The sequence below is a fragment of the Streptosporangium sp. NPDC048886 genome (genome assembly GCF_055586905.1).
The window spans coordinates 243,939-270,333 of sequence record NZ_JBVJHH010000009.1; the positions used below are offsets into that span (position 1 = coordinate 243,939).

The 26,395-nt window shown below is 70.9% G+C and carries 22 protein-coding genes; 17 read left to right on the forward strand and 5 right to left on the reverse strand.

Annotated elements, in window-relative coordinates; all coding sequences use genetic code 11:
• Nucleotides 1–2 precede the first annotated feature (2 nt).
• From ACZ6R6_RS13760 to ACZ6R6_RS13780, 5 genes are read left to right on the forward strand one after another with little or no spacing between them, the layout of a single operon-like run.
• Entirely contained in the window at nt 3–989 is a 987-nt protein-coding gene (locus ACZ6R6_RS13760) for an enediyne biosynthesis protein (RefSeq protein ID WP_470093155.1), read from the forward strand.
• A complete protein-coding gene (locus tag ACZ6R6_RS13765; protein ID WP_470093157.1) occupies nt 986–6,775 on the forward strand; it encodes a type I polyketide synthase in 5,790 nt (1,929 codons plus the stop codon). Before ACZ6R6_RS13760 ends, ACZ6R6_RS13765 begins: the two co-directional genes overlap by 4 nt.
• 3 nt (nt 6,776–6,778) lie before the next feature.
• The gene (locus tag ACZ6R6_RS13770) at nt 6,779–7,207 is read left to right on the forward strand and encodes an acyl-CoA thioesterase (RefSeq protein WP_306867076.1); all 429 of its coding nucleotides are present in this window, start codon (nt 6,779–6,781) and stop codon (nt 7,205–7,207) included.
• 30 nt (nt 7,208–7,237) lie between these two features.
• Nucleotides 7,238–7,777, forward strand: coding sequence for a flavin reductase family protein (locus tag ACZ6R6_RS13775; RefSeq protein ID WP_470093159.1), 540 nt, complete (start codon nt 7,238–7,240; stop codon nt 7,775–7,777).
• On the forward strand, nt 7,774–9,216 hold the full coding sequence (locus ACZ6R6_RS13780) for a cytochrome P450 (RefSeq protein ID WP_470093161.1): 1,443 nt from the start codon (nt 7,774–7,776) through the stop codon (nt 9,214–9,216). The genes ACZ6R6_RS13775 and ACZ6R6_RS13780 overlap by 4 nt, the downstream gene beginning before the upstream one ends.
• A gap of 594 nt (nt 9,217–9,810) precedes the next feature.
• Here ACZ6R6_RS13780 and ACZ6R6_RS13785 read toward each other — a convergent pair.
• The gene (locus ACZ6R6_RS13785) at nt 9,811–10,578 is read right to left on the reverse strand and encodes a helix-turn-helix transcriptional regulator (RefSeq protein ID WP_470093163.1); all 768 of its coding nucleotides are present in this window, start codon (nt 10,576–10,578) and stop codon (nt 9,811–9,813) included.
• A gap of 123 nt (nt 10,579–10,701) precedes the next feature.
• Here ACZ6R6_RS13785 and ACZ6R6_RS13790 point away from each other — a divergent pair, with 123 nt between their 5' ends.
• Together ACZ6R6_RS13790 and ACZ6R6_RS13795 are read left to right on the forward strand one after the other, a co-directional pair.
• Nucleotides 10,702–10,881 carry a hypothetical protein gene (locus tag ACZ6R6_RS13790; RefSeq protein ID WP_470093165.1) on the forward strand — a complete coding sequence of 60 codons (180 nt, stop codon included), beginning with the start codon at nt 10,702–10,704 and terminating at the stop codon, nt 10,879–10,881.
• Between the two features lie 516 nt (nt 10,882–11,397).
• The gene (locus tag ACZ6R6_RS13795; RefSeq protein ID WP_470093167.1) at nt 11,398–11,892 is read left to right on the forward strand and encodes a SigE family RNA polymerase sigma factor; all 495 of its coding nucleotides are present in this window, start codon (nt 11,398–11,400) and stop codon (nt 11,890–11,892) included.
• 48 nt (nt 11,893–11,940) lie between these two features.
• On the opposite strand, the gene ACZ6R6_RS13800 is transcribed toward ACZ6R6_RS13795, so the two are convergent.
• Nucleotides 11,941–12,717: a tryptophan 2,3-dioxygenase gene (locus ACZ6R6_RS13800; protein ID WP_470093169.1), complete on the reverse strand. Its 777-nt coding sequence runs from the start codon at nt 12,715–12,717 to the stop codon at nt 11,941–11,943.
• A gap of 481 nt (nt 12,718–13,198) precedes the next feature.
• Between ACZ6R6_RS13800 and ACZ6R6_RS13805 the strand changes: the two genes are divergently transcribed.
• The 3 genes from ACZ6R6_RS13805 (at nt 13,199) to ACZ6R6_RS13815 (ending at nt 15,815) form a co-directional block, all read left to right on the forward strand.
• Nucleotides 13,199–13,480, forward strand: a complete 282-nt coding sequence (locus ACZ6R6_RS13805; RefSeq protein ID WP_470093171.1) for an acyl carrier protein — start codon at nt 13,199–13,201, stop codon at nt 13,478–13,480.
• Nucleotides 13,481–13,570: 90 nt separating this feature from the next.
• Complete coding sequence (locus ACZ6R6_RS13810) at nt 13,571–14,296, forward strand: alpha/beta fold hydrolase (RefSeq protein WP_470093173.1); 726 nt, start codon at nt 13,571–13,573, stop codon at nt 14,294–14,296.
• 475 nt (nt 14,297–14,771) lie between these two features.
• Nucleotides 14,772–15,815: a hypothetical protein gene (locus tag ACZ6R6_RS13815; protein WP_470093175.1), complete on the forward strand. Its 1,044-nt coding sequence runs from the start codon at nt 14,772–14,774 to the stop codon at nt 15,813–15,815.
• Nucleotides 15,816–16,065: 250 nt separating this feature from the next.
• Here ACZ6R6_RS13815 and ACZ6R6_RS13820 read toward each other — a convergent pair whose 3' ends face one another.
• Together ACZ6R6_RS13820 and ACZ6R6_RS13825 are read right to left on the reverse strand one after the other, a co-directional pair.
• Nucleotides 16,066–17,295, reverse strand: a complete 1,230-nt coding sequence (locus ACZ6R6_RS13820) for a chymotrypsin family serine protease (protein WP_470093177.1) — start codon at nt 17,293–17,295, stop codon at nt 16,066–16,068.
• 364 nt (nt 17,296–17,659) lie between these two features.
• The gene (locus tag ACZ6R6_RS13825; RefSeq protein WP_470093179.1) at nt 17,660–18,082 is read right to left on the reverse strand and encodes a MarR family winged helix-turn-helix transcriptional regulator; all 423 of its coding nucleotides are present in this window, start codon (nt 18,080–18,082) and stop codon (nt 17,660–17,662) included.
• 484 nt (nt 18,083–18,566) lie between these two features.
• On the opposite strand from ACZ6R6_RS13825, the gene ACZ6R6_RS13830 reads away from it, so the two are divergent.
• Together ACZ6R6_RS13830 and ACZ6R6_RS13835 are read left to right on the forward strand one after the other, a co-directional pair.
• A complete protein-coding gene (locus ACZ6R6_RS13830; protein ID WP_470093181.1) occupies nt 18,567–19,013 on the forward strand; it encodes a MarR family winged helix-turn-helix transcriptional regulator in 447 nt (148 codons plus the stop codon).
• 118 nt (nt 19,014–19,131) lie between these two features.
• On the forward strand, nt 19,132–20,118 hold the full coding sequence (locus ACZ6R6_RS13835; RefSeq protein ID WP_306867109.1) for a helix-turn-helix domain-containing protein: 987 nt from the start codon (nt 19,132–19,134) through the stop codon (nt 20,116–20,118).
• Nucleotides 20,119–20,143: 25 nt separating this feature from the next.
• Here the strand turns inward: ACZ6R6_RS13835 and ACZ6R6_RS13840 are convergent, their stop codons facing one another.
• Nucleotides 20,144–20,413 carry a hypothetical protein gene (locus tag ACZ6R6_RS13840; protein WP_470093183.1) on the reverse strand — a complete coding sequence of 90 codons (270 nt, stop codon included), beginning with the start codon at nt 20,411–20,413 and terminating at the stop codon, nt 20,144–20,146.
• A gap of 695 nt (nt 20,414–21,108) precedes the next feature.
• Between ACZ6R6_RS13840 and ACZ6R6_RS13845 the strand changes: the two genes are divergently transcribed.
• From ACZ6R6_RS13845 to ACZ6R6_RS13865, 5 genes are all read left to right on the forward strand, one after another.
• Nucleotides 21,109–22,152, forward strand: coding sequence for an NAD-dependent epimerase/dehydratase family protein (locus ACZ6R6_RS13845; RefSeq protein ID WP_470093185.1), 1,044 nt, complete (start codon nt 21,109–21,111; stop codon nt 22,150–22,152).
• A gap of 90 nt (nt 22,153–22,242) precedes the next feature.
• A complete protein-coding gene (locus ACZ6R6_RS13850) occupies nt 22,243–23,922 on the forward strand; it encodes an acyl-CoA carboxylase subunit beta (RefSeq protein ID WP_470093187.1) in 1,680 nt (559 codons plus the stop codon).
• A gap of 48 nt (nt 23,923–23,970) precedes the next feature.
• A complete protein-coding gene (locus tag ACZ6R6_RS13855) occupies nt 23,971–24,669 on the forward strand; it encodes a maleylpyruvate isomerase mycothiol-dependent enzyme family protein (protein WP_470093189.1) in 699 nt (232 codons plus the stop codon).
• A 616-nt stretch (nt 24,670–25,285) separates the two neighbouring features.
• On the forward strand, nt 25,286–25,669 hold the full coding sequence (locus tag ACZ6R6_RS13860) for a hypothetical protein (RefSeq protein ID WP_470093191.1): 384 nt from the start codon (nt 25,286–25,288) through the stop codon (nt 25,667–25,669).
• On the forward strand, nt 25,653–26,336 hold the full coding sequence (locus tag ACZ6R6_RS13865) for a 4'-phosphopantetheinyl transferase family protein (protein WP_451930168.1): 684 nt from the start codon (nt 25,653–25,655) through the stop codon (nt 26,334–26,336). The genes ACZ6R6_RS13860 and ACZ6R6_RS13865 overlap by 17 nt, the downstream gene beginning before the upstream one ends.
• Nucleotides 26,337–26,395: the final 59 nt, after the last annotated feature.

The following is a 26,395-nucleotide window of genomic DNA, read 5'->3' on the forward strand; positions in this document are numbered from 1 at the left end:
CGATGGCCGAGAAAACCACAAACCCGCCCCGTCATGACCCGAAGGTCATCACGGCTCTGCGCAGGTTCGCCATCTCGATTTCGGTCTTCAACATCCTCGGTTACACGGTCCTCGGGTTCGAGCAGCCCTGGCTGTGGCCGCTGGTCGCCCTGGCCACCGGCTACGCCGTGGAGATCGGGCTGGAGATCCTCGGCGCCAGGTCCGAGGAGCGCGCGCCGCGCTTCCTCGGCAACGGCTTCCGCGGGCTCGCGGAGTTCCTCCTGCCGGCCCACATCACCAGCCTCGCGATGAACATGCTCATCTACGTCAACGACCAGATCCTGGTGATGATGTTCGGGGTCATCGTCGCGGTCGGCACGAAGTGGGTGCTCCGGGCACCGGTGCGGGGCCGCCTGCGGCACTTCATGAACCCCTCCAACTTCGGCATCGCGATCATCCTGGTGCTCTTCCCGTGGGCCAGCATCGCGCCGCCGTACCACTTCACCGAGCAGGTCGGCAACCCGATCGACTGGATCGTCCCGGGCGTCATCATCTTCTTCGGCACCATGCTCAACGCCAAGCTCACCAACCGGATGTGGCTGATCGTCTCCTGGCTGAGCGTCTTCGCCCTGCAGGCCGTCGTCCGCAGCCTCTTCCTGGACGTCTCCGTCCTCGGCGGGCTCGCCATGATGACCGGGGTGGCGTTCGTCCTCTTCAGCAACTACATGATCACAGACCCGGGCACGAGCCCGTCCAAGCCGCTCTCGCAGGTCGCCTTCGGCGGGGGAGTGGCCCTGATGTACGGCATCCTCACCGGCATGAACATCCCTTACGGGATCTTCTTCGCCACCGCCATCGTCTGCCTCATCCGCGGCGGGTTCCTGTGGTCCCTGTACATCGTCGACAAGGCCCGTGAGCAGGCCAAGGCGGAGGCACTCGCCGCCGCCGAGGCGCCCGCCCCAGCCGTCGCCGGTTCCGCGGCCGATGGAAAGGAGGTCGCGGCCGTATGAGCAGGATCGCGATCGTCGGCATGGCGTGCCGCTACCCGGACGCCACATCGCCGAGAGAGCTGTGGGAGAACGCTCTCGCCGGTCGCCGAGCCTTCCGCCGACTGCCCGACGTGCGCATGCGACTGGAAGACTACTGGGACGCCGATCCGGCCGCCCCGGACCGCTTCTACGCGCGCAACGCCGCCGTCATCGAAGGCTACGAGTTCGACCGCATCGCCTACAAGATCGCCGGCAGCACCTACCGCTCGACCGACCTCACCCACTGGCTCGCGCTCGACATGGCGGGCCAGGCGCTGGCCGACGCCGGCTTCCCGATGGGCGAGGGACTGCCCCGCGAGCGCACCAGCGTGGTCGTGGGCAACACCCTCACCGGCGAGTTCACCCGGGCCAACGTGATGCGCCTGCGCTGGCCGTACGTGCGCCGCACGCTGGCCGCCTCGCTCAAGGAGCAGGGCTGGGACGACGACCGGCTGGCCGCCTTCCTCGACGACTTCGAGGCCACCTACAAGAGCCCGTTCCCCGGCATCGACGAGGACACCCTGGCCGGTGGCCTGTCCAACACGATCGCCGGGCGGATCTGCAACCACTTCGACCTCAACGGCGGCGGCTACACCGTCGACGGCGCGTGCTCGTCGTCGCTGCTGTCGGTGGTGACCGCGGCGAAGGCGCTCATCGACGGCGACGTCGACGTCGCGATCGCCGGCGGGGTCGACCTGTCCATCGACCCGTTCGAGATCGTGGGCTTCGCCAAGACCGGCGCCCTGGCCAAGGGCGAGTTCCGGCTCTACGACCGCCACTCCAACGGCTTCTGGCCGGGCGAGGGCTGCGGGATGATCGTGCTGATGCGCGAGGCCGACGCCCTGGAGGCGCGGCGCCGCATCTACGCCACCATCGCCGGGTGGGGGATCTCCTCCGACGGCAAGGGCGGCATGACCAGGCCCGAGGTCAGCGGCTACCAGCTGGCGCTGCGGCGGGCCTACGAGCGGGCCGGGTTCGGCATCGAGACCGTGGAGCTGTTCGAGGGCCATGGCACCGGTACGGCGGTCGGCGACATGACGGAGCTCACCGCGCTGTCGGGGGCCAGGTCCGCCGCCGCCCCCGGGGCCTCGCCCGCGGCGGTCAGCTCGATCAAGGGAATGATCGGGCACGCCAAGGCGGCGGCCGGGGTGGCCGGTCTGATCAAGGCCACGATGGCGGTGCACGAGCAGGTGCTGCCGCCGACCATCGGTTGCGTCGACCCCCACCAGGTGCTGACCGACGAGTCGGCGTCCCTGCGGGTGCTGCGCAAGGCGGAGCCCTGGCCGGCCGGCGCCCCGGTGCGCGCCGGCGTCACGGCCATGGGCTTCGGCGGCATCAACACCCACGTCGTGCTGGAGAAGACCGGCCCGCGGCGGCGCGTGCCGCTGCCCAGCCGTACCCGGATGCTGGCCTCGTCGCTGCAGGACGCCGAACTGCTGCTGGCCGACGCGGCCTCGCCGCAGGAGCTGCGCGAGCGGCTCACGCGGCTGGCCGACTTCGTGCCGCAGGTGTCCTACGCCCAGCTCTCCGACCTGGCGGCCACGCTCCAGCGCGACCTGCGCGACCTGCCCCACCGGGCCGCGGTGGTCGTCTCCTCGCCCGAGGACGCCGAAAAGCAGCTGCGGCGCGTGATCGAGGCACTCGACGCGGGCGAGACCGGCCTGTTCACACCGGACGGCCGGGCCTTCCTCGGCCACGCGGACGGGCCGGGCCGGGTCGGTTACCTCTTCCCCGGCCAGGGATCGGGCCGCGGCACCAGCGGCGGCGCGCTGCGACGGCGCTTCGCCGAGGTCGAGGAGATCTACGCCGAGGCGGCGCTGCCCACCGACGGCGACATGGTGGCGACAGCGGTCGCCCAGCCGCGCATCGTCACCGGCTCCATGGCCGGCCTGCGGGCCCTGTCCGCCCTCGGCGTGGAGGCGGACGTCGCGGTCGGCCACAGCCTGGGCGAGATCTCGGCGCTGCAGTGGGCCGGCGCGCTGGACGAGGAGGCCCTGCTGCGCGTGGCGGCCGTCCGCGGCGAGGCCATGACCGAGCACAGCGCCTCGGGCACCATGGCCGGCGTCCGCGCGACGCCGGACGCGGTGACCGAGCTGATAGACGACCTGCCCGTCGTGATCGCCGGGTACAACGGGCCGAACCAGACCGTCGTCGCCGGGCCCGTCGACGCGGTCGAGACCCTCGGGAGCAGGGCCGCCGCCACCGGCCTGAGGTGGACCCGCCTGCCGGTGTCGCACGCCTTCCACTCGCCGCTGGTGGCGCCGGCGGCCGAGGCCTTCGGCGCGCACCTCGCCGGCGAGGAGTTCGGCCGGATCGAGCGGCCGGTCGTCTCCACCGTCACCGGGCAGACGCTGCCGCCGGACACCGACGTCCCGGCGCTGCTGCGCAGGCAGATCACCGACCCCGTGCTGTTCACCCAGGCGGTGGAGGCGGCGGCCAAGGAGATCGACCTGTTCGTCGAGGTCGGGCCCGGCCGGGTGCTCAGCGGGCTGGCGGCGGACGTGACGGACGTCCCGGCGGTCGCGCTGGACACCGACGACGAGTCGCTGACCGGGCTGCTCCGGGTGGCCGGCGCGGCCTACGTCACCGGAGTCCCGATCATCCACGAGGAGCTCTTCCAGGGCCGGCTGGTCCGGCCGCTGGAGGTCGGCGCAGAGTTCAAGTTCTTCGCCAGCCCGGTCGAGCAGGCTCCGCAGATCCACATCCGCGGCGGCGCCCGCAAGGTCGAGGAGCTCCCGCCGGCCGTCGGCGCCGCGCCGGCGCAGTCGGAGGGACAGCCCGGCGAGTCGAGCGTCGACCTGCTCCGCCGCCTGGCGGCCGAGCGCGCCGAGCTGCCGCTGGAGATGGTCAGCGAGGACAGCCACCCCCTCGACGAGCTGCACCTGAGCTCGGTCACGGTGATGCACATCATCGACCAGGCGACCCAGCGGCTGGGCGTGCCCGCCGCGCAGGCGCCGACGAACCTGGCCACCGCCAGCCTGCGCGAGCTGGCCGCCGCGCTCGACACGCTGGCGCAGAACGCCCAGGCGGCCGACTCCGCCCCCGCCAAGCTGGTGGCGGGCGCGGCGCCGTGGGCCCGGCCGTTCGCCGTCGACCTCGACGAGGTGCCGCTGCCGGCGCGCACCACGCCCGAGGAGAGCGGGCAGTGGCAGGTGTTCGGGGCCGAGCAGTCCCCGCTCGCCGAGCCGCTGCGCCTGGCGCTCGAACGGGAGAAGGTCGGCTCCGGCGTGCTGGTGTGCCTGCCGCAGGACTGCGCCGAAAAGCACCTGGAGCAGGCGCTGCTGGGGGCCAAGGCGGCCATCCGGGGCGCGCAGGACAGCCGGTTCGTCCTCCTCCAGCACGGCCGCGGCGCGGCGGGTCTGGCCAAGACGCTCCAGTTGGAGGCCCCCCACCTGCGCGTCACCATCGTCCACGCGCCGGCGGTCGCCGAGACGGTCGGCCGGGTGGCGGCCGAGGTGGCGGCGACCACGAGCTACGCCGAGGTCCACTACGACGCCGACGGCGTGCGGCGGGTGCCGACGATGCGCGCCATGCCGGTACGGCCGGCCCGCACCGAGCAGCCGCTCGACGGGACCGACGTGCTGCTGGTGACTGGCGGAGGCAAGGGCATCACCGCCGAGTGCGCGCTGGCGGTGGCCGTCGACAGCGGCGCCAAGCTGGCCGTGCTGGGACGTTCGGACCCGGCCGACGACCAGGAGCTGGCCGACAACCTCCGGCGGATGACGGACTCCGGCGTGACCGTGCGCTACGCCCGGGCCGACGTCACCGACGCCGACCAGGTGCGCCGCGCGGTCGCCGAGGTGGAGGCGGCCCTCGGGCCCGTCACCGCGGTGCTGCACGGTGCCGGCCGCAACGAGCCCGGCGGGCTGGCGAGCCTCGACATGGCCGCCTTCCGGCGGACCTTCGCCCCCAAGGTCGGCGGCCTGCGCAACGTGCTGGCCGCCGTCGAACCGGGCCGGCTGCGCCTGCTGGTGTCCTTCGGCAGCATCATCGGCCGCGCCGGGCTGCACGGCGAGGCGCACTACGCCACCGCCAACGAATGGCTGGCCGACCTCACCGGTGAGGTCGCCGCGCGCCACCCGCAGTGCCGCAGCATCTGCATGGAGTGGTCGGTCTGGTCCGAGGTCGGCATGGGCGAGCGGCTGTCGGTCGTCGACGGCCTGGCCCGCAAGGGCATCACGCCGATCTCCCCGGAGCAGGGTGTGGAGATCATGCGGCGGCTGGTGGCCGACCCCGACGCGCCCACCGTCGTGGTGATCAGCGGGCGTACCGAGGGCATCGACACCGTCCGCTACGACCTGCCGTCGCTGCCGCTGCTGCGGTTCGTCGACAGGCCGCTGATCCGCTACCACGGCGTCGAGCTCGTCACCGAGATCGAGATGAACGCCGGGACCGACCTCTACCTCGCCGACCACCTCCTCGACGGCAACCTTCTCTTCCCGGCCGTGTTCGGCATGGAGGCCATGGCACAGGTGGCCACCGCCGCCACCGGCTGGGAGACGGTGCCGGTGATCGAGCAGGCGGAGTTCATGCGGCCCATCATCGTGCCGCCGAACGGCAGCACGACGGTCCGCATCGCCGCGACCGTCACCGGAGACCAGACGGTGGAGGTGGCCATCCGCAGCGCGGAGACCGGCTTCGACGTCGAGCACTTCCGGGCGCGGCTGCGCTTCACCGGTGACGGCGCGCCCGACGGGCCGCCGGACCAGGTCGGCGCCGGGCTGCCGCTGGTGCCGCTGGACCCGGACAGCGAGATGTACGGGGACGTGCTGTTCCAGGGCACGCGCTTCCAGCGCCTGCGCCGTTACCACCGGGCCGCCGCCCGGCACGTCGACGCCGACGTGGCGGCGGTGGAGGCGAGGGACTGGTTCGCCGGGTTCCTCCCGGGCGAGCTGCTGCTCGGCGACCCGGGCATGCGCGACGCGCTGATGCACGGCAACCAGGTCTGCGTGCCCGACGCCACGCTGCTGCCGACCGGGATCGAGCGGGTGCACCCCGGCGGTGCCGCGCTGGCCGAGGCGGGCGAGCTGCGCTACTGCGCCACCGAACGGCAGCGCGACGGCGACACCTACATCTACGACATCGCCGTGCGCACCGCCGCCGGCGAGGTCGTCGAGCGGTGGGAGGGCCTGCGCCTGCAGGCGGTGCGCAAGAAGGACGGGCGCGGGCCGTGGGTGACCCCGCTGCTCGGCTCCTACCTGGAGCGGACGCTGGAGGACCTGGTCGGCGCCCGGGTCGCGGTCGCCGTGGAACCCGGCCGTCCGGACGTCCCGGAAGGCGACGGTGAGCACCGGACCCGGACGGCCGTGGCCGTGGGACGGGCGCTCGGTCACCAGGTCGAGGTCCGCCACCGGCCGGACGGGCAGCCGGAGATCGACGGAGACCGGGCGATCTCGGCCTCCCACGGGGCCGGGGTGACCCTGGGCGTCGCGGCCGCCGGCACGGTGGGCTGCGAGGTCGAAGGGGTGACCGAGCGGTCGGCGACGGCGTGGAAGGAACTGCTCGGCGAGTACGCCCTCATCGTCGAGCCGGTCGCCGCGGAGACGGGCGAGAGCCTCGACACCGCGGGGACGCGCGTCCTGGCCGCCGCCGGATGCCTGCGGAAGGCCGGCCTCCCGGCGGACGCCCCCCTCACCCTGGCCCCGGCGCAGCGGGACGCGTGGGTGGTCTTCACCTCAGGTGCCCTGCGGATCGCGACGCTCGTCACGAGCCTGCGGGACGCCCAGGGCCCAGTCGTGTTCGCAGTCCTCACCGAAGGGCGGTCGTAGGCCATGAGCAAGTACTACGAATACCTGCACACGGTCGGTTTCGAAGAGACCAACATCGTCGGCAACGTCTACTACGTCAACTACCTGCGCTGGCAGGGACGGTGCCGGGAGATGTTCCTCAAGCAGCGGGCGCCGGAGGTGCTCGCGGACCTGCAGGACGACCTGAAGCTCTTCACGCTGAAGGTCGACTGCGAGTTCTTCGCCGAGATCACGGCCTTCGACGAGCTCTCCATCAGGATGCGCCTGGTCGACCTGGCGCAGACCCAGATCGAGTTCAGCTTCGACTACGTCCGGCTCGACGCCGGCGAGCGGGAGACGCTCGTCGCCCGCGGACGGCAGCGCGTGGCGTGCATGAGAGGGCCGAACACCCGCACGGCCCCCGCCAGAGTCCCTGAGCCGCTGGCCCGGGCGCTCGAACCGTACGCGTCGTAGGCGCGGACCCAGACAGGCCAGGAGGTCAGCGTGACAGTCGACAACACCACGTCGTCCCGCGAGGCGGCAGACGCGAAGGCACTGCGGCGGGCGTTCGGGACGTTCGCCACCGGTGTCACCGTGGTCACGACAGGCGGCCCCATCCCGCACGCCATGACCGCGAACTCCTTCACCTCGGTCTCGCTCGACCCGCCGCTCGTGCTGGTCTGCGTCGACCGCAACGCGGTCATGCACCGGTGTCTCACCAGCACGGAGTTCTTCGGAGTGAGCGTGCTGGCCGACCACCAGGAGGCCGAGGCCCGGCACTTCGCCGACCGCTGGCGGACCCTGGGCGCCGCCCAGTTCGACAACGTCGGCTGCCTGCCTGGCGAGCTCACCGGTGTGCCGCTGATCGAGGGCGCCCTCGCCCGCTTCGAATGCGAGCTGTGGCGCACCTACGACGGCGGCGACCACACCATCTTCATAGGGAAGGTGCTGTCCATGGACCAGCAGCCGGGCCGGGACGGGCTGCTGGTCTTCAACGGGAAGTTCCGCCAGATCACCCCGGACTGGAGCGAGGTGACGGCATGACCTCCGGAGGACGACACGCCGAGGCGGTGCCGGGGGGAGCGCCCCCCGGCACCCGCCGGGTGCCGCCCGGACCGCCGTGGTGGGCTGGGCCGAGCCTGTTCAAGAAACTGGCGACGGACCGGCTCGGCATGATGTCGCTCGCCGCGACGTACGGCGACGCGGCCCGACTGTCCATCGGGCCCAAGACCCTCTACTTCTTCAACCATCCCGACCACGCCAAGCACGTGCTGGCCGACAACAGCGGCAACTACCACAAGGGAGTCGGCCTCGTCCAGGCGCGGCGGGCCATCGGTGACGGGTTGCTGACCAGCGAGGGCGATCTGTGGCGCAAGCAGCGCCGGATGATCCAGCCGGTCTTCCAGAACAAGCGGATCTCCCAGCAGGCCGGGGTCATCGCCGCGGAGGCGGCGGCCCTGGTGGACCGGCTCCGGTCCCACACCGGCGGGCAGCCGGTCGACGTGGTCCAGGAGATGACCTCGCTCAGCCTCGGCGTGCTCGGTCACACCCTGCTCGACGCCGACCTCGGCGCCTTCAGCGCGATCGGGCACTCCTTCGAGGCGGTCCAGGACCAGGCGATGTTCGAGCTGGTCACGCTGAGCAAGGTACCGATGTGGGTGCCCCTGCCCAAGCAGCTGCGTTTCCGCCGCGCCCGTGTCGAACTGCAGCGCATCGTCGACCATCTCGTCGCCGACCGCCTCGCGCGGTCCGGCGACGGGGGCGACGACGTCGTGTCCCGCCTGATCGCCTCAACCCGGCAGGAGGCCGACCCCCGGGTCGGTCGCCAGCGGATGCGCGATGAGCTGGTCACGCTGCTGCTCGCCGGGCATGAGACGACGGCCAGCACGCTGTCGTGGACCTTCTACCTCGTCGACCGGCATCCGGAGGTCCGGGAGCGGCTGCACGCCGAGGCGGTGGAGGTGCTCGGTGACCGGCTGCCGGTCTACGAGGACCTGCACCGGTTGAAGTACACCGCGATGGTGGTGGAGGAGGTCATGCGCCTCTATCCGCCGGTCTGGATGCTGCCGCGGGAGGCCCAGGGGGACGACGAGGTCGGCGGCTACCGCGTGCCGGCCGGTTCCGACGTCCTGATCAGCCCGTACACGCTGCACCGGCACCCCGCCTTCTGGGACGCGCCGGACCGCTTCGACCCGGACCGCTTCGACCCGGACCGCCCCACGGGCCGGCCCCGGTACGCCTACATCCCCTTCGGCGCCGGGCCCCGGTTCTGCGTCGGCAACCACCTGGGCATGATGGAGGCCACGTTCGTGATCGCCATGGTCGCCCGCGACCTCCGCCTGGCAAAGGTTCCCGACTACAAGGTGGTCGCCGAGCCGATGCTGTCCCTCCGGGTGCGCGGCGGGCTGCCGATGACCGTGCACCCCGCGGCCGGCTCCCGCGCCACACGGCCCCGGGCCGGCTCCCGGCAGGCCGGGGTGTGAGATCCGCCCGCCGCGGCGCCTGGGAGCACGTGGGCGCCGCGGCACGCGGGCGGTGACGGGCGAGGGCCTGGTGAGTGGTGAGGGGAAGTCCCGGTGACGGGCTGAAGGAGGGCTCGGCCGGGACGTCCCCTCAGCGGCCTGCCGTCGTTATCCCCTCCGCCCCCGCTCGCCCCGTGGCCGGAGCCCCGGGGCGGCATCCCCGTCCCCCGCGCGGGCCCGTTCCCACGCAGCGGCCTGTTTCCCGTATGGCGGCCCGTCCCCGTGTGCCGGTCCCGTCCCCGTCTGCCGGCCTGTTTCCCGTGCGGTGGCCTGTTTCCCGTGCGGTGGCCTGTTTCCCGTGCGGTGGCCTGTTTCCCGTGCGGTGGCCTGTTTCCCGTGCGGTCCCGTCCCCGTCTGCCGGCCTGTTTCCCGTATGGCGGCCCGTCCCTCTGCGCCGGCCCGTCCCCGTGTTCAACCCCGTTCCCCGGCCTGTCGGTCCGTCCCCGTGTGCCGGCCCTTCCCCGGGGACTGCCTGTTCCCGTGTGCGGGCCGCCGGGGCGGTGTCCCGGTCCTCCCGCACCGGCGCCGGCGCGATGCGGGTGAGGGGACGGTGGGTCAGCTCGCCTGCCGGACGGCGGCGACGGTCAGCAGGTCGCGCAGCGCGAGCAGCACCGGCGGGTCGAGGGCGTGCATCGGCCTGAGCTGGACGTCGGCGAGCGCGGTGTCCGCGCCGGGCCCTACCGTGATCGGCCCGTGACGCCCGATGCACAGCGCCTCGTCCCCGTCGGGCGGGTAGTTGGTGGCGTTCTCGCTGCCGGCGGCGACGGACTGCGCGATCAGGTGCCACTGTCCCTCGGGGACGTCCTCCAGCACGTACGGCCCGGGCCGGTGGAGAACCGTGTATCTGACCGGCCGGCCCTCGAGGATGCGGTCGGGGAACAGCCCGGCGAAGACCGGCCGGTCCGTCAGCGGGGACGAGATGTCACCGTGGACCGTCATGGTCGCGGTCCCCCCGAGGGCGGGGCGTTCCTCGATGAGGAGCTGCGGCGTGACGCTCTCGAACTGGCGGTATTTGGTCGGAGAGACCCCCACGCTGCTGGTGAACCGTGAGCTGAAGGTGCCGACGCTGGAGTAACCCACCCGATGGCTGATGTCGGTGACGGTCAGCGAGGTGGAGGCGAGGAGCCGCTTGGCCTCGCGGAGCCGTACCGCCGACAGGAACCTGCCGGGCGACAGGCCGGTGACCCGCTGGAAGACACGGGAGAAATGAAACTTGCTGAACATCGCGGTGCGAGCCATGTCGTCGATGGTGATCTGATCACCTAAGTTATCGTGCATGCTGTCGACGACTCGCATGACGGCTTGCTCGATTACGTCGTTCATTACTCCTCCCGGGTATTGAAGGTGTCATCCTGATTAACCTTGAATTGACGTGGGGCGGAAAATTGAACGGATGGTCACGGCCTGTGTGCGCCCTGCGGGCGCCCGGCCGGAACATTTATCCACATGCCTGCGGAAATGTTTTCGAGTGTCTCCGGCCGCTGCCGCCTGTTGCTGCTCGATGAAGTCGGCCGGCTTTACGCCGGCGACGGCTATCGGCCTGTCCGGTTATTACACGCGGCGGAGCGCACGGAACGCTGCACCGGAGTGAAGATCTTTCGAAAATATGTTGGGGTAGTCGAATGACTACACAATGCGCGTAAACGCGCCATGAGCGTGCCCGGCTGTTTTCCGGCCGTGGCACGTGATGAATCGATATGTGCGGCCGGGGTGCGGCCGGCATGCCGACATGCCGCCCTACGGCCGTGCGCACGGGGACCGCTTACCTGGTCAGGTGGGGTGGGAGCCGGGATGAGGCGCAGGTTTCCGGAGGGCGCCCGATCATCCGCGCGGGTGCCGCGGGAATTTTCCGCAGAGGCGATACGGAGGTTGCCGGTCGTCGGCAACCTTCCGCTTTCCGTCTCCACACCACTCACGTCGAGAGCGTATTCGTACACCCATGCCGGGGGAATCGAATTGCGTGCTTCCTGGGGTTCTCCCGGTCCGAACAAGGGGTATCAGGGGTATGAATAGGGGTTGTCCCCGGCGGAGTGCCCGGTAAATTGTGACGGCGCCGGTTCGATGCCGTCGAGCTGTCGTCGAGCGTTTCTCCGAGGACTTCACGCCGGGGGTGGGGTCGGTCCGTTGTGATGGGGTGTGGGGATGGCCGAGGCTCGCGAGGACGAGTTCTCGCGCTATGTCAGGGAGACGAGGCCGGCGCTGCGACGGACGGCCTTCCTGCTCTCGTCCGACTGGTATGAGGCGGACGATCTCGTCCAGCGGGCTCTGATCGCCATTCACGGGCGCTGGGAGACCCTTGAACGGCGCGACAGGATCGACGGCTACGCCCGCACGATCATGATTCGGATGATCATCAGTGACCGCCGGTCGCACCGGTGGTCGCGCGAGACGCTCCGGGAGACGCCGCCCGAGCCCGCTCCGGTGCCCGACCCGTACGCGCTCGTGGGGGACCGGATGGCCTTGATGGACGCGCTGGCCGGGCTCGGGTCCCGGCAGCGGGCGGCGGTCGTGCTCCGTTACTGGGAGGACCGCAGCGTCGAGGAGACCGCGCGGGTGATGGGCAGCGTGTGCTCGACGGTGCGCAGCCAGACCGCCCGAGCGCTGGCCGCCCTCCGCTCGGCGCTCCGGGCCGAGTGAGCCGGGCAGGCGGCCGCTACGGCCCGGGCGGCTCCGTGACCGGCCGGGTCACACCTGGTTCCGCACGGTCCACAGGTCGGGGAACATCGGGGTGAACGAGGCCGGATGCGGGCGGGTGGCGCCGGAGCTGTCGCCCATGATCCGCTCCACCGTCTTCCCGTGCCGGTAGCGCCATTCCTGGGCGCGCTGATCGAGGTCCACCAGCCCCTCACAGATCTGCGCCGTCACGTCGTCGTCACGGTAGACCCGCAGCAGCACGGCCCGCAGCTCGGCCGACGGCGCCGGCGGCAGCGACACGTCCCGATACAGCAGCTCACGGGGCACCTGGTAACCCTGGGCGGTGAGGTAGCCCAGGAAGGAGTCGAAGATGGACGGCCGGTTCATCGCCGTCTCGACCTGGTGGCGCTCACCGCTGCCCTCCGGGTAGGAGTGGTGCGCCTGGTGGTCGCGCCTGCCCAGCACCGCCTCGACCTCGCGGAACTGCGCTGACTGGAAGCCGTCGGCGGCGCCGAGGTCGCCCCGGCAGCCGGTGAACTGGAGCGGGGTGATGGTCTCCATGACGTCGATCTGGCAGATCGCCGCCTTCAGGATGCCCAGCGACCGGCGCAGGGTGCGCAGCGCGTGCGCGGTGTCGCCGACGGCCAGATGGCGCTGCAGGCCGGCGAACTCGTACAGCAGTTGCTTGAACCAGAGTTCGTGCGCCTGGTGGGCGACGATGAACAGCATCTCGTCGTGCTCGGTCGAGCGTGGCCGCTGGGCCGTCAGGATCTCGTTCAGTGCCAGGTACGAGGAGTAGGTCAGCACAGGTGAGCGGTCGACGATCACGGCTTCATCAACCTTCGCAAAAGGGAGGGGCAACGGATAAATTCGCGGTCATTCAACAGCGTCAGGCTACGGTGCGCGGCATCCGCCAGAAAGGAATCGTGGAGATGCCGGCGGAATTAGCAATCTGGAAGAAATAGCCGGTCCGGGCCGGTGCCGGGAGAATCTCCACGACCGGGGCCCGACGCGGCCCGGATCGCCGCGGTCGACGCTGCCGCGGAAGCCGTCGCGCCGCAGCTCCCCGGCCTTTCCGCGGAGCCCTTCCCCGACCTTTCCCGGGTGCCGGGGAATCATGGCCGCCCGTCTGTGGTGGCACCGCCAGAAATCCGGCAACGTGGAAGATGCCGGGCCCCGGCCCGGTGGATACGCTTGGCGCCGGCCCTGGTGGCCCGATAGGGAGGTGGGCGGATGCGCATGGCCTTGCTGGACGGCCCTCCGGGAGTCCCGGTGGCACCGGTCGCACACCGGGGCGGGCGGTGCCCCCATGGGCGGTGACGCCGTACCGGACCTGAGGCCGCCGGCCGCGGGCAGGCAGGTCGAGGAGATCTGGAAGAGCGTGCTCGACGTCTCCGAGGACGAGGCGGACGCCACGTTCTTCGAGCTGGGAGGCAGGGCGATCACCGCGCTCCGGATCGTCGCCCGCGTCGAGAACGCCCTCGGCGTCCGGGTCGAGGTCGGCGAGCTGTACGAGCACCCCAGCATGGACTCCTTCGTGCACCACGTCATGGCGAGGGCGCAGCTCCCTCCGATGGCGGGTGACCGGTAGGGCGACCTCCGGCGGGTGACCGGCGGAGCGGCTCCCGGAGGATGACCTCCGGTGGACGCCCCGACGGTCGAGGAGGGGGGCTGACCTTCCGTGAAGGGCCATTTCGTGCTGCTCCCCGGCCTGTGGATGGGGGCGTGGGGCTGGGAACCGGTGACCTGCGGCCTGCGCAGGCGCGGCCATCACGTCCGTCCGATCACGCTGTCGGGACTGGCCGCTCCCGACGGCGACGTCTCCGCCGTCGGCCTGCAGACCCATGTCGACGACGTGCTGTCGGTCCTGGAGACGGAGGAGCTGGGCGACGTCATCGTCGTGGGACACAGCTACTCGGGCATCGTGGCGGGCCAGGTCGCCGACCGGGCGCCCGACCGGGTCGCGCACACCGTCTTCGTCGAGGCGTTCCTGCCCCATGACGGCAGATCGATGCTCCACGCCTTCCCGGAGCGCCAGCGTGCCGAGGAGCTCCGGCTGATCGCCGACAACCGCGGCCGCTGGCCGGCGCCCGACCCCGCGATCGTGGCCGACGGCCAGGACCTCTCCCCGCGGCAGGCACGGTGGCTCGCCGAGCGCTTCGTGGGCCACCCGGGGCGCACGATAGCCGAGCCGGCCGTCCTGACCCGCCCGCTGGCACACCAGCGGGCCACATACGTCGTGTGCGCCATGGAGCACTTCGGCGGCCGGGTCTCCGCCGACGTCTCGGCCATGCGCACCGCGCCGAACTGGACCTTCCACACCCTCGACACCGGCCACTGGCCGATGATCTCGGCCCCCGATCCGCTCGTCGCGCTCCTGGCCGGCATCGCCGCCCAGCGCCGCTGAGCGCCGGCGCGCCGCCCCGGCGCACGGGCCTGGGGCCGGCGGCCGCCGCGCCCGGCCGTTCCACGGAAAGCGAATTGCCGGACCGGTCGGACGGTTGTTTACCTAAATTACGGAACGGCTTATCCGCGGGCCATTTCCGTGTTATTTTAGGTTCCCGGTCAATTACCGTTCGACCAGGCCGGACGGCTGTTTCAGGGCACTGCGCAAGGTGATATTCGACTCTTGGTGAGCCCCTTTTTCTTCCAGGTTGCTTGATGGCTTCTTTTACGTTGACGGCCCCCGCGCGAGGCGTGTTGTATTGGTCTTGTGTCGGCACTTGTGCGATCCGCGACACGAATTGGGCGCCGGTGCCGGGTGAGCTCGGACCGTGGCCCTCGCTAATGGCAAGACCCTTCGGGCGGCGGTGATCGGCCGCGGGTCGGGGGGCTTCACCATGGACCCTCCGGGGCCCGGCATGCGTGGCGAGGAGGGACTGATGGCGCCCACACCTGGAAGCTCTCGGCCGGCGATCTCAGGGGCGTCGTGGTCGCCGGTGCCGATGGAGGGGGTCGCCGAGTGTCTTGGCGGGGAAGTCCACCTCGCGTACGCGCGGCGTCCGGCGTCCGGAGTCGTCACCGTCGCGGCGGGCTTCTCCCCGGACGCCGCGCGGGCGAGGGCGGAGGCGCGGGCCGCCGCCATGGACGTCCTCTACCGGATCCCGGACGGCGAGGCGGAGCCCTGCGCCGGTGACGACGGCAGGCAGCTGTGCCTGGCCGACTTCATGCCGGAACCGCCGCCCGACAACCGGTCACGCATCGCCGGGACCGGCCTGCTGAGCCGGGAGCGCTATCTCCTGCCGGCCGAGGTCGTGTGGATGGGCGAGCGGGACTGCCGGGTCGAGCCCACCGTGGTCGGCGTGGTGGACGACCCCGCCGACGGCGTCTCCGGCGGGATCGCCGACCTCCTCGCCCATGACGTGTTCACCCGCTGGTGGGCGAGCCCTCGGATGCCGCTCCTGAGGGTCTCCGAGCACCTCGGGAGGCTGATCCCGGCGGGTGCCGCGGAGGCGGCGTCCGCTCTCGGGCTGTGGGTGCCGGCGTTCGTGCTGCCCGGCCCCGATTTCCAGATCGCGGTCGTGGGCGTCAGCGGAGACGGGACCACGATAGCCACCGCCGCGGCGCGCTCGATGGAGGAGGCGGTCAGCAGGGCGTTCCTGCGGGCGATGGCGGCGCGCGCGCAGCCGTGGGACACCCTTCCCGTGGCCGACTCGCTGCGCCGCATCACGGTGTGGCATCGCGAGGCCGACTACCTGGCCTACCTGGAGCGCTCCGCCGTCGACGCGGACCCGTCGGCGCTCGACGGCCCCGTCATGCCGGACGGGGCGCTGAGCTGGATCGACATCGCCTGCCGGCGGTTCGGGCACGAGCCGGTCGTCGTCTGCCTGGGGGAGTCGGGCGCTCCGGTGAAGGTCGTGTGCCCGGGCGCCGCCTGCTACCGGATGGTCCCGCCGGGCACCACGCTTCCGTGCCCGGTCCCTTGAAGATCGCCTCATCTGGCGAGGCGGCGATGACGGAGGCGGTAACGGACAACGGGGGCGATAACGGACGGCGGCGGCGGCGATGCCGGGCCGCGACATCCATGGACGGAGGGGCGCCCGCCGGGCGCCCCTCCGTCCATGAGGTCCATGAGGTCCATGAGGTCCATGAGGTCCATGAGGTCCATGAGATCCATGAGATCCATGAGGTCCATGAGGTCGGCCGTGACCGCCTGGCCGCTCGCTCGATCGTCCGTCAGCCGGTCATGATGGCGATTCCCGGGAAGGCGGCGGTCGCGTTGCTCCACGGCGAGTAGTACAGCCGCCAGGAGCAGATACGGCCGTTGACGACGTAGCCGGTGCAGGGCGCCTGAGCGCTGGTGTCGATGAGGGAGATGACCCCCACCGCGTACTGCCGGGTGGTGCCGGACGGTTCGGGGGTCTCCACCGGGCCGCCGCTGTCGCCCTGGCCGGCGGCGTTCTTGCGCGTCGGGTTCTCGAGGAGGGCCAGGCCGTGGAGCACGCTCTCGGCAAGGTAGATCGTGACGTTGGTCATCTTCACCTGGCAGAGGCAGATGGTGCCCGAGTAGGCGCCGGAGGTGCAGAGCCACATGCCCACGTAGGAGGCGGAGGTGCCGGCGACCGGGTTGCTGAACTCCGGCGGTACGGTGCCGGGGTCGTTGTTGTAGACGCGGCCGGCGCTGCCGGCGCGGATCAGCATCACGTCGCGGCTGGTGTTGGCGTGGGCGATCGGGCCGATCACCTGGCCGGTCGGGTCGGTGGCCGTCTGCCCGACGCTGCCGCAGTGGGCCGCCGACAGCATCCAGCTCACCCCGCCGGCGGTGACGGCGAAGCCCGTCGAGCAGCCGCGGCCGGTGCCGGTGTTGCGCCAGGCCGCGCCGCCCAGCCAGGGCGCGGCGTCGTCCCAGCGGCTGGCCGGGGCCGGCGCGACGCCGGCCTCCACGGTGACCGGCACCGCCGAGCCGGCGACCTTCGAGCGGGTCAGGCCGTAGTCGGCGCCCGAGACCGTCAGGCCCGAGCCGTCGGTGTTCGGCGCGATCGAGGTGATCGCGCCGCCGGAGGCGCGGACGAGGCGGTCGGTCTCGCTCTCCAGCTCGCGGGCCGAGTAGGCCGCCGGCAGGACGCTGACCGAGACGTCCCGGCGCAGCCGGCCGACCAGGGCGCTGACGCGCTCGGGGACGTCCCCCTTCCAGTAGACGCGCAGTTCGCGGTTCTCCGGCGCCGCGACGACGCCGGCGAACCCGGTGCCGTTCTGCGTCCTGGCGGCGGCGGTGACGCGGTCGGCGGCCTTGACCAGCTTCTCCTGGGTGGCCAGCAGGTCCTTCCAGGAGGCGAAACCGCCCGGGACCCCGCCGGCCGGCTCGACGGCCCGGGGGCCGGCGTCCTTGACGGGGGCGGGAGCGGGGGCCGCCGTGGCCTGGGCGGCGCCCGTCGCGACCACGGCGAGGACGACTCCCAGCGCCACGGCCAGACGGCCGGCGGCTCGTGGGGCTTTTGAGGTAATAGGGGGGATTTTCACCGGATGCTCCTCTGTGCCTTAATTACGGGGATGCATCCGGTATTCCATGTGTTTACGGCACAATCAATGCCTTGACATGGTTTTCTGACTTGGTAAATCGATATAGTCAGACAGTTCTGCGCTGGAATTGCGGCCCCGCGCCCGAAGCGTGGCTCATCCCATGATCACTCGTTGAAACGGTGGTGGAGGCCTTCGTGGAGCGGCCGGTGCGCCGGCGCTCCGCCAGGTGGAGCGCGGCGGAGGGTGGGCCGGCCGTGCCGGGTGGTCCTGGATGAGCTCGGCGCCCGCGGCGGGCCGGCCGCTCCGGCTCCTAGGAGGCGGCGGCTCCGCTGGATCCCACCGGGCCGCGTTCGTGCACCAGGCGCCACAGAAGCTTGTTGAACAGCTCGCGCTCGTCGGGGGTGAGCGGCGCCAGGAAGGTCTCGAGGGCGTTCGTCATGGTGGGGGCGAGATCCTGGCGCAGGAGCGCCTGCCCCTCGCTGGTCAGGGCGATCGCGTATTTGCGCCGGTCGTCCGGGTTGCGCGCCCGCTGGACGAGGCCGAGCCGCTCCAGGCCGTCGACGACGCTGACCATGGTGGTCCGGTCGATGCCGTGGGTGCGGGCGAGCTGCTGCTGGGACTGGGGCCCCATGGAGTCGATGGCCGTGAGCACGATGAGGTCCTTCGACCGCAGCCCGAAGGGTTCCACCGCCGACTCGAAGATCTCGACGAAAAGATCATTGGCCTTGCTCACGAGCAGACTGGTGGAGCTGGACATGAGATCCGGCAGGGGAAGATCCGTATTCGGAGAATTGGTGCTCACATACGTCCCTTCAGCGGCCACACGTTCCATAATGCGCAAAAGTGCCCATATCAAGCATGCTCATATATGGCAAGACTGTCACACGCTATAGGGCAAGAGTGTCACACGCCGACATGTGCAGCGCAACAGCTGGATTCAAATCATCAGTACTACTGATTGACAGGATCACTGAGGATCTGTGAAGCTGATTAATGCGTGAAGGGTGGGGGAGGGTCCGCCTGGGGACCCGTGGCCATCTCGGGTGAGGAGACTCCATGTCCGCAGGCCAGGTCGGCCCTGACGCCGGCACCACATGGGATGAGGTCCGTGAGATCGTGCTCGGAGTGGATCTGTCAGAGGTGGCCGACGGGCAGGAAGGCTGACCGCCGATCCGCTGGAAAGGGGTGGAGCTATGGGTGGAGACCGGGGTGGGCCCGTGCCGGCCGCGCGGCTGCTGGCCGAGTCCACCGGCTGGCTGCTCAACGGCGCGGCGCGCGAGGTCACGCTGGAGCTGGAGGAGGCGCTGAAGGGGGCCGACCTCCGCTGGCGCGACTACGGGGTGCTCAGCGTGCTGGAGGCGGCCGGGCCGCTGTCGCAGCAGGAGATCGGGCGGCGGCTCGCCGTCGACCGGTCGACGATGGTGCACATCATCGATGTCCTGGAGCAGCGCGGGCTGGTCGTGCGCAGCCGTGACCTGACCGACCGCCGGGCCTATTCGATCGAGCTGACCGACTCCGGGCGTGCGCTCCTGGTGGAGGTGCTCCATCCGGTGACCGCCGAGGTCCACGACCGCGTGATCGGCAGGTTGACGGATGAGGACCGGGCCCATCTCGACCGGATCCTCACGCAGCTGACCGGCGGGAGCCGGGCCGGCACTATGTGAGGGTTTACAAACGATCTATGCTCTGATAGTTTGAAAATATACATATCTGCGTGCCGGGCCAAGGTGGACCAGCCTGCGGTCACCCCCCTGGGTGAGGTACATGGCCAGGAGGTGAGCCATGGACATTTCCATCATCGGTATTTCGGCCGAGGCCGAGGAGCTCTATCGATACTTCCTGCGGCACCGCGGCGAGGGGATCGGCTCGGTACGGCAGGCGCTCAACATGGACCCCGACACGGTCGAGGCCGCGGCCGAGGTGCTCGGCAGGCTCTCCCTGCTCGATCTCACCGACCGTCACCGGGTGGTGGCCACCGAGCCGAGGATCGGCATCGAGCGCCTCGTGGAGCAGCGGCTCGACCAGCTCAACATGGAGATCCGCCGCGTCCTGGCGGCGCGTGACGCCATCGCGTCGTTCGTGGAGGACCAGCGGCACGGGGAGAACGCGACGCCGGTGCTCGACATCGAGCGGGTGGAGGGCCTCGACCGGGTCCGTCAGCGGCTCGACGACCTCGGGTTCTTCTCCTACAAGGAGACGCTGTGCCTGCATCCCGGCGGCCCGCTCTCCCAGGGCGCCATCGAGACGGCGCTGCCGCTGGACACCCGCTCCCTGCGCCGCGGACTGGCGGTGAAAGCGGTCTACCACCCCAAGGCGCTCGATGACCCGATGATGGCGTCGTATCTGCGTGATGTCGTCAGCCTGGGCGGTCAGATCCACATCACCGAGGACCCCATGGACCGCATGCTCATCTTCGACCGCAGCGTGGCGGTCGTGCCGATAAACCCGAAGGAGAGCTCGCGCGGCGCGCTGCTCGTGAGGGAGCCCGGCCTGGTCTCCCAGCTGGTCACCTATTTCGACGGCGTATGGCAGGCCGCCACCGACTTCCGCGACTTCACCGAGCCCTCCACGGGCGCGCCGCTCCTTTCCGAGCTGGAGAAGCGGGTGCTCGCGGTGATGGCCACCGCCGACAAGGACGAGATCGCGGCACGCGAGATCGACGTGTCCGTCCGGACCTATCGCCGTTATGTCGCGGACCTCATGGCCCGGCTCGGCGCCGTCAACCGTTTCCAGGCCGCCCTGCGTGCCAAGGAGGAGAATTGGATCTGACGGTCCCGTTCCGGGAGAGGAGAGGTCAGGGGGCGGCCTCCCCGGGCCCGGGACGGCCGGTGGTCAGGGTCTGGCAGGCCGCGAGCTCCCAGTGGCTGATCGCCGGATCGGTGAGAGCCTCGATCACCTCGGCGCGGATCTGCGCGCTGGTCACCCTCTCGTCGGTGTGGACCCGGATGACGACGTCCCCGGTGGCCTGCCTGAGGTCCTTACGCCATTTCTCCGGCAGCAGCGCCAGGATCCGGATCCCGTCCACCGGTGAATTGTTGGACGGCTCCTCCGTCGTCCGCCGCATTGTCAGCTCAACCAACATGGCTGGTGCCTCCGCCTAGTCCCGGGTGGTGCCGGCCGAGGTCGCCACGGAAGGGACGCCGACGGCGACGGCGGATGGAATTATACCGGAAAAACGCACGGACGGCGGTTTTGCGGTGATATCGGAAAAGAGTGAGGAGGTGATCGGGCTTTTCATTTCTCAATCCCTTTAATCGGGCTGTCCGGCTTTTGCCGGCACGGCCAACTCTGCGCGCTCCACGGGCCGGAGGACAGGCGGAACGAGGTCAGCAAGCTGCCCGCCCGTAGCCGCTTCCTGCCAGCCGGACGCTGGACAGCCGCACATCCGTCGGGCGGCAGGGAGAAATCGCAGGTGAAAGCCTTCCGGTAAGGGCCGCCGGCCAGGGCGGCGGCCACCTCCGGCCACGTGCTCGCGGCCCGGCCGGGGGCGGCCGGGCACGGTCGCGGGGCTCTCCCGGCCGCAGGAGCCGGTCCGTGATTCGTCCCGTCCGCGCCTTCCGGTGCGCCCATTGGCCATGGAACGGATTGTCGCCCCGGCGGCGAACATTGGCCGTGGAACGGGTTGTCCTGCGCCCGGAAAGGGCCCGCGTACGGCCCCGTGATAGCCGGCGTTCCGCGCTGCGGGGTGAAAGCACACTCGGAGATGACAGGAGAGAGGCAAGGGCATTTCACTGGGTATGGATTAGAGGAGATGATCTGATGCTGGTGTGCGTGACCGGCGGTACTGGATTCGTCGGTGCCCATTCGGTTGCGGCGATTGTGGAGATGGGCCACCGCGTCCGTATGCTCGTCCGCGATCCGTCGAAGGCGGGGCGCGCGCTGTCGCCGCTGGGCGTCGACCCCGGAGCCGTCGACGTGGTCGCCGGGGACGTCACCGACGGGGCCGCCGTGGCCCGGGCGGTGCGCGGCGCCGACGCCGTTCTGCACGCGGCCTCGGTCTACTCCTTCGACAGCAGGCTCCACGCGAGGATGCGGCAGGTCAACGAGCAGGGCACCGAGATCGTGCTCGGTGCCGCGCGGCGGGCGGGCGCGGGCCCGATCATCCATGTCTCCAGCATCGTGGCGATGTTCCCGGCCCGGGGGCGGGTGATCGACGAGAACTCGCCCGTCGGCCGGCCCCGCGAGACGTACATGGCGAGCAAGGCCGCGGCCGAGGCGGTCGCCCGCCGGCACCAGGCCGAGGGGGCCCCGGTGGTGATCACATATCCGCCCGCCCTGCTCGGCCCGCACGACCCCAACCTGGGTGACCAGGTCTCCCGCGTCCGCAGCGTGCTCCGGGGGCTGACGCCCATCTGGCCGCTGGGCGGGTTCCCGGTCGGCGACGTGCGGGACACCGCGGCGCTGCACGCCCGGCTGCTCACCCCGCCGGGAGACCGGCCGGAGCGCCACTTCGGGCCGGGCCGCTACCTCTCCACCCGGCAGTACGTGAAGGTGCTGCGCGAGGTCACCGGGCGCGCGCTGCCGGCGGTCTTCCTGCCGGCCCGCGCGATGATCCCCGTCGGGCTGTCCGTCGATCTCGTGCAGCGCGTCTGGCCGTGGCACATCCCAGCCGAATACGGGGCCATCTACACGTGCGCCTGCGCCACGCGCCTGGCCGAGGGCGTCAGCACTCATGGGATCAGCCCACGGCCCGTCACCGAGACCTTCGGTGACACGGTGCGCTGGCTGCACGGAAGCGGCCACCTGTCTGCCCGGCAGGCGGGTTCCGGCCGGCCGAGCCTGTCATCTGTAACGACGCATTGACGGGAGATGCCCCATGAGCGAGCGGACCGCCCGGCGGGCCAGAGCCTTGGGCGCCCAGGGGAACCTGGACGACCAGGGGAAGGAGCGCTGATGAGCACCTCGGAGCTCGATTTCATACTCGTCCCCTTGCCCACGCCGGTCGAGGAGGTCGTCGACGGCCGTCCCGACGGCCAGGCGAGCGGGCACCGCCGGGTGGAGCCGCCGGTCCCGCGGCCCCAGACCCGGTCCATGCGCCTGCTGCGCGAGCAGCGTGAAGAGCTGCGTGAGGAGGTCACCGCCGGCCACCGCCAGGCGGTTGACCGGCAGCACGCGCTCGGCAAGCACACGGCGCGCGAGCGGATAGACCTGCTGCTGGACGAGGGGTCGTTCACCGAGATCGACATGTACCGCCGCCATCAGTCGCACGGTCTGAAGATCGAGGAGCGGCGCCCGTACACCGACGGTGTGATCACGGGCTCCGGCACGATCCACGGCCGCCGGGTGTTCGTCTACGCCCAGGACTTCACCGTCTTCGGCGGCTCGCTCGGCGAGGCCCACGCCTCGAAGATCCATAAGGTGATGGATCTGGCGATCTCCACCGGGTCCCCCTTCATCGGGCTGAACGACAGCGGGGGCGCCCGGATCCAGGAGGGGGTGATGTCCCTCAACGGATACGGCGGGATCTTCCAGCGCAGCGTCCAGGCGTCGGGGGTGATACCGCAGATCAGCGTCGTGCTCGGGCCCTGCGCCGGAGGGGCCGCCTACTCCACGGCGCTGGCCGACTTCACCTTCATGGTCCGCGACACCGCGCAGATGTATCTGACCGGCCCCGACGTCGTCGAGGCGGTGAGCGGCCAGCGGGTCAGCCACGCCGAGCTCGGCGGCGCGGAGGTGCACGGCGGCCGGTCGGGCGTGGCCACCTTCGTCCACGACGACGAGGAGAGCTGCCTGGAGGACGTGCGCTATCTCGTCTCGATGCTGCCCAGCAACAACCTGGAGTTCCCTCCCAGCACACCGTCCTACGACGCGGCCACGGATGTGCGGCCCCGGCTGGCCGAGATAGTCCCGGTCGAGCCGAACAAGCCCTACGACATGCGGCAGGTCGTCGCCGAGCTGGTGGACGACGGGGAGTTCCTGGAACTGCACGAGGGCTGGGCGCCGAACGTGATCTGCGTGCTGGCCCGGATCGACGGCGACGTGGTCGGCGTGGTCGGCAACCAGCCCATGGTGCTGGCCGGCGTGCTGGACGTCGTCGCGTCGCAGAAGGCCGCACGGTTCGTGCGGTTCTGCGATGCCTTCAACATCCCGCTGGTGACGCTGGTCGACGTCCCCGGTTTCCTCCCGGGCACCGACCAGGAGTACGCCGGGATCATCCGGCACGGCGCCAAGCTGCTGTACGCCTACTGCGAGGCGACCGTGCCGCGCATCCAGGTCATCGTGCGCAAGGCGTACGGCGGCGCGTACATCGTGATGGACTCGCGCTCCATCGGCACCGACCTCTCGCTGGCGTGGCCGACGAACGAGATCGCGGTGATGGGCGCCGAGGGCGCCGTGAACGTCATCTTCCGCAGGGAGCTGGCCGCCGCCGTGGACCCGGCCGAGCTCCGCGCGGAGCTGGTCGCCGAGTACTCCGAACAGCTCGTGCACCCGCACTACGCCGCCGAGCGCGGCCTGGTCGACGACGTCATCGATCCGGTGCAGACGCGGGCGGCGGTGGCCCGCGGGCTGGCGATGCTGCGCAACAAGCGCAAGCAGCCGCCGCAGCGCAAGCACGGAAACGTGCCGCTGTGACGCCGGGACGGAACGCGCCGTTGTGACGCCGGGACGGAACACGCCGCCGTGAACGCGCCGGACTGGGAACGGGTGCCCGCCGACGTCGCCTACCGCCATGTCCGCGAGAACGTGACACGGCTGCTGGCCGGCCGTCCGGCCGCCGGTGACCTCGCCGTCGCCGCCTGCCCGGGGTGGACGGTCCGCGAGGTCGTCGCCCACCTCGTCGAGATCTGCGCGCGGGTGGCCGGGAGGCTGGGGAGCCGGCCCGTGGTGGGCCCGCTCCCGGGCGACGCCGCTCTGGCCGCCCTCCTCGCCGCCTGGACCACGGCGGGCGAGCAGGTGGAGCGGCTCGTCGCCGGTGACGCCGCCCGGCGTGGCGGCGTGATGACGATGGACGCGTTCACGCACGAGCTCGACATCCGCTACGCCCTGGGCCTGCCGCCGCCCGCTGAGCACCCGGCGTACCCGGGCGCGCTCGACGTCGTCGTCTCGGGTCTCTCCGCCGAGGTGAGCGCGCGCGGCCTTCCCGCGCTCCGGATCGAGACCCCCGGTGCCTGGTGGACGGCCGGCCCGGCGGGGCGGCCCGCGGCCACGCTCAGCGCCCACCGGCACGACCTGTACCGGTCGCTCGCCGGACGGCGCACATCCGCGCAGATCGCGCGGCTCCACTGGAGCGAGGACCCGGGGCCGTGGCTGCCGGCCTTCACCTGGGGGCCGTTCACCCCACCGGAGCGACCGGCGGAGAGCGCGCTCACCACTGCGTGAAAACGCCGTCCGAGGGCGTCTGACAACCGTCCCGACCCCTCCTTCCCCCCGCGTGGAAGCGCCGTCCCAGAACGGCTGAGAGCCACCCCGCCGCCGTCCCCGGCCTGAGCCGCGTGCCCGGGCGCCTCCCCGTGCGGCCCTTCCCCCTTTCGCGCTTTCGCGGCCTCTTCCCCTCTCGCGGCCCCGTGCCCTCTCACAGCCCCGCGCCGGCTCCGGCGCGCGGGCTTTTTCCCGTTCGGGGGAGCGTCTCCCACCTGGCGCGCGCGGCCATCCGGCGCCGCTCTGGCAGGAAGCGGTTAGGGCCGGGCAACTTGCTGACTCCGATCTGTCTGGTCCACGGGCCGCGGAGAGCGCAGAGTTGATTATGCGAGAACGAACACACAGCCGAGAAAGGGGTAGTTGATGAAAAGCCCGGCCGCGTTTCCAGGCAATTCCAGGGCCGCCGTGAAAGTGTCGGCGGCGATTGTCTCCGGTGCCGTTCCAGGTGCCGTCGTCATCGGCGGCCGATCCGTGTCGACCGGCGCGGGCGCGACAGGGCACTCCGCGTCACCCGTCGCCGCCGGTACCACCTGGGACTCCGCGCCCACCGCCGCCAACACGCCCTGGGGTTAGAGCCATGCTGGTCGAGCTGACGATGCGGCGGAGCGGAGGAGACCCGTCGAACAATTCACCGGTGGACGGAATCCGGATCCTGGCGCTGCTGCCCGAGAAATGGCGTAAAGACCTCAGGCAGGCGACCGGGGAAATCGTTATTCGAATCCACACCGACGAGGAAACAACCAGTGAGCAGATCTGCGCCAAGGTGATCGAAATTCTCGCCGATCCGGCCGTCAACCACTGGAAACTCGCGACCTGTCACATTCTGACAACCGGTAATCGAGAATCGAAGGAGGCTGACCATGATCACCCCCATATTAAAGGCTGGGGAGTGCAGCGTATGGTGGGCGGATCCACGGGATCACCCGGCCGAGGTCCTGACCAGCGTGCTCAGTGGAACTGAGCTGGAACGGGCCGCGACCTTCCGTCGCGAGCCCGACCGGCTCCGGTATCTCACCGCGTCCTGGCTGTTGCGCACCACCGCGGCCCTCCAGCTGGGCGTCCCTCCCGAGGACGTCCCCGTGGAGCGGCGGTGCTCGGACTGCGGCAAGCCGCACGGCAAGCCGTACATCCGCAACGAGGGGGCGGAGCTGCACGTCTCCATCTCCCACTCGGCCAACCGCGTGGCGGTGGCCCTGAGCCCCGCCGGGCGGCTGGGGGTCGACGTGGAGGAGGTGCCCTCCTGCCCGGTCGACGAGCTCGTGCGGTGCGCCCTGTCGCCGGCCGAGCAGGAGATCCTGCGGACCTTCCCCGATCACGAGCAGCACCTCGCCTTCGCCCGCATGTGGGTGTGCAAGGAGGCGGTGCTCAAGGCGACGGGCCACGGGCTGCGGATCCCCCCGGACCAGGTGGAGGTGAGCAGCCCGCGGGAGAGGCCCGCGCTGCTCGGCTGGCCGCTGGACATCCCTCCCGAGCGGGTGCAGCTCCATCCCCTCGACCCCGGCAGCGGATACGCCGGCATGGTCGCGGTCATCGCCGACGACTTCCCGGTCACGGTGTCGGAGTCGGACGCCCTCGACCTCAAGTTGAGCCCGTTCTCGCTGCCCGCCATGGCGGACATGGTGGCCTGACAACACTTGACTGTATTGGTAAAAGGCTGCTGAATGAAAATGAAAAGTTGTGCCCTGCG